The organism is Streptomyces sp. NPDC054813 (assembly GCF_053611365.1).
In genome coordinates this window covers 11,671-14,746 of record NZ_JBSHAF010000056.1, presented here as the reverse complement: position 1 = coordinate 14,746, position 3,076 = coordinate 11,671, and the positions used below count along the sequence as shown (strand labels likewise).

The 3,076-nt window shown below is 69.0% G+C and carries 5 protein-coding genes and 1 pseudogene; 1 reads left to right on the top strand and 5 read right to left on the bottom strand.

Annotated features, from left to right (window positions below; genetic code table 11):
- Positions 1–81 precede the first annotated feature (81 nt).
- From ACWGJB_RS49255 to ACWGJB_RS49235, 5 genes are all read right to left on the bottom strand, one after another.
- Positions 82–414: a hypothetical protein gene (locus ACWGJB_RS49255; protein ID WP_453386545.1), complete on the bottom strand. Its 333-nt coding sequence runs from the start codon at positions 412–414 to the stop codon at positions 82–84.
- Between the two features lie 72 nt (positions 415–486).
- Positions 487–801 (bottom strand): hypothetical protein, encoded by a 315-nt coding sequence (locus tag ACWGJB_RS49250; protein WP_453386544.1) that lies wholly within the window; start codon positions 799–801, stop codon positions 487–489.
- Positions 798–938 (bottom strand): hypothetical protein, encoded by a 141-nt coding sequence (locus ACWGJB_RS49245; RefSeq protein WP_453386543.1) that lies wholly within the window; start codon positions 936–938, stop codon positions 798–800. The genes ACWGJB_RS49250 and ACWGJB_RS49245 overlap by 4 nt, the downstream gene beginning before the upstream one ends.
- Positions 939–1,249: 311 nt before the next feature.
- Entirely contained in the window at positions 1,250–1,522 is a 273-nt protein-coding gene (locus ACWGJB_RS49240) for a VOC family protein (protein WP_143138195.1), read from the bottom strand.
- 65 nt (positions 1,523–1,587) lie between these two features.
- Positions 1,588–2,136 carry a putative immunity protein gene (locus ACWGJB_RS49235; RefSeq protein ID WP_453386542.1) on the bottom strand — a complete coding sequence of 183 codons (549 nt, stop codon included), beginning with the start codon at positions 2,134–2,136 and terminating at the stop codon, positions 1,588–1,590.
- Between the two features lie 234 nt (positions 2,137–2,370).
- Here ACWGJB_RS49235 and ACWGJB_RS49230 point away from each other — a divergent pair.
- Positions 2,371–2,909 (top strand): annotated as a pseudogene (locus ACWGJB_RS49230) (hypothetical protein); the annotation flags it as partial.
- Positions 2,910–3,076 lie beyond the last annotated feature (167 nt).

Genomic DNA, 3,076 nt, shown 5'->3' with positions numbered 1-3,076 from the left:
GGAGCGACGCGACGACATCCACGAGGCCTTCCTCGGCCTCGCCACCTGCCTCATCACCCACCGCCACGTACAGCGCCTTTGTTAGGACCTCTTAGCGACCCTCTTCAAGGCGCGGTCCAGGCACGGTGCCTGGGCTGCGAGCAGGGCGATCAGCTCGTCGCGCCAACGGCGGACGGTGGACTCGGACACGGTGTTGCCGCCGGCCATGTCGGCCAAGCGCTGATCGTGCCGCAGCACGGCCAGGACGATCACCGCGATCCGGCCGGGCGGCAGGATCCGCCACCTGGACCGTATCGCCTTCAGAGGGCGGCGCAGCAGACCGGCGAGGTGGTTGACGGTGTGCGTGGGCAGCGGCAGACGGCACTGGTAGACAAGCGTGCTCGTGTCCTCGGCGCGTCCTTTGGTTTTCGTCACACGATTCCAACGGCCGCCGGGGGCACCGCGGTTACGCTCGCGCCGGACTGCTCCGGGCGACAGCTTCCCCGGTCACAGGCGGGTGGTGAACCGGCCGTCGGGCAGTTTGCGCAGCCAGCCGCGATCAACGAGTCTGACCAGTCTCCCGCGCAGCGGTTCCAGCTTGGCCCGCGCGCTGACGTCGACTCCCAGCATCTCGCCGACATGCCGGGCCATGACGGGTCCGGCAGCCTGCCGCACAGCGGCGAGGATGCGCTGATAGTCCGGCGGGAGCATGGTCTCCTCCAGGCCCGGCTCGCGGTGCGGAATCAGCATCACCGACCGTCCACCCACCTGCCGGGGCATCGGCGCGGCTGAGGCGCGCGCGTCGGCGAGTTGTTCGCTCACCGCTCCAGGACCCGCTCGGCGACGACAAGTTCGTCCCGCTCGGCCCGCACCTCCGCCAACTGCTTGGCCAGCTGTTCTTCGAGTTCGTCCAGTTCCGCACGCCGCGCGGTGATCCGTTCCAGCAGCTCGGGATCCACGCACTGGATCGTAGAAGGCCACCCGGCCTCAGCGAGCGGGAACCGCAGAGCTGCCCGCTCCTACTCGGCGGCCTCCCGCACGTCCCTCACCCGCGCTGGCTGTCGGCGCCCTCGCGTCGCCGTCGATTCACGTAGCGTTGCAGGCCGTCTCCCAACGCCATCCGGCTGCCGAGAAAGCGACCTGGATTGGCCAGCAGGTTCCGTCGGCCTCGACGTCGGAGCGACGGTGAAGGCGCCCCACACCGGATCGTCCACCCGGCGCCCTTGAAGGGCGAGTGCCGTACGCCGGGCCGCATCCACGCCGGAGAACGTCATGCTTCGTGATCGGGGTCGAGCACCACCATAAACCTGTTGCCTTCCGGATCCGTCATTAGGGCGTGCATGCAATCGTGAGGTTCCACGAGAGAGGCGCCCTTGGCGATCAGCGTCTGAACCTGTTCGGCGATCGTTCCGACAAGGACGGTGACGACCGGTAGCACAGCCGGAGATTCCGCTTCGCCGACGCTGTACCCACCCCAACCCGGGATGCCGCCCCAGAATCTGATCATTTTCTCTGGGTCTACTGCTTCAAAATGAACGTGCATGCTGCTGTCTCACTTTCATCTGTGCGACCGAAGCCGAAAAGGCCGCGCCGTCTGAACGCTGAAAGTCACTCAGCGAAGGTGAGTGAACGAAGGCCAGCGTCCAGCATGCGGATCAACTCACCAACTCGTCCGCCGCCGCTGGGCGCCACAGGGAAGCGTTTGAGCACGTCAACGACGATGGGCGTCGCACGATGCACCGTCTGCTCAAGGTGCCCGGCGCCAACGCTCCGATCGTCGTCGGCGACGAGTTCGGCTGCTCTGGCCGCATAGGCGCCAGCTCCGAGAATGTGCTTGACCTGGGTGGCCTTGGCCAATGGATGCAGGTAGGCGGCGCCTGCAGCGGACATCGCTGCCCACGCTGCCTCGCGCGCAGCTGCAGTGTCCGCGTTCTTGGCTGCCTTGAGGGCCGCCGACGCCGTGTCGCGCAGAGATTTTCCGCGTTCGCCGCCCCGGGCGAACTCCCACGCGGCACTGACAGCGTCTCGAGGCCGCGAGTCGCCCGGCTGATCGGCCTCGAATATCTTGAGCACCACCTCTGCACACGTGGCGGCGAACACGGCGACCTCACGAAGGTCCTGCTTGCTGAGAACGATCTCGCTCACTTCCGCTGTCATCGTTTCATCTTCCAGGATTGCGCGGGGTGGTTGGGGCGGCTCCGGGCCGCCCATGCCGACTGGCTCCCAAGCAGACGGGATAGTAGAAGGCCGCCCGGCCACAGAGAGTAGGAACCGCCAGCCGGCCACTCCGTCAGACGATCTACTCCGCAGACTGCCGCCCACGACCAGCGTAAGCATCCTGAGGACCGGCCACACCAGCCCTGTGACCTGCGACTTGAAGTTGGCGGGGCTCATTCGGGTATCCGGCTGCTCGTGGATGCCGGGGCGGTGCGTCCTGAGTTGCTGCTGGCTGAGAAGACGCTCACCGATCAGGGCCGCGTGGTGACCGTGATGCTGGAGGCCGGCTGGAGCGCGGAGCACCTGTGGCACGTCATCGCCGGCCGGCCGCTGCCTGATCTTGTGCGTACGACGGTCGGAGCGATCATCGCTGTCCGCCTGCGTGCGGCCCAGGCCTACCCGCCGCCCGCTGTCGGGGCCGGCAACCCGGATCAGTCGGCCCGGGACGCCGGGGCGCCGCGGCGGCAGGACGCTTCCGCGGCTGCCCTCACGGTGAGCGAAGCACTGGCCTACCGGGCTCTGGTCGAGTGCGCGGTCTGCGGCCGTCCCGGGACCGCTCCGGGTGAGGATCTCTGCCCGGGCCGCCTGGGCTGGCCGTTGTGCCGCACGTGTCCCGGCCCCACCCGCGGCGCGCCCACCCCTGAGGCGATGGTCGCTGCGCCACCTGTGCCTCCGCCCTGAGCGGCCATCAGGGGGAAGGAGGCAGCCCGTGACCGAGCCGACCCGACCCGCGCTGGTCCGGGCGTGGCCTGGCCCGCAGACCGGTGGGGGGGGGGGGGGCGGGCCCCCCCCCCCGGGGGGCCCCGCCCCCCGCCGGGGCCCCGGGGGGGGGGGGTGGGGTGTAAACCAAAGACGCCGGCGCCGCAAAGTGAGGTGTTGT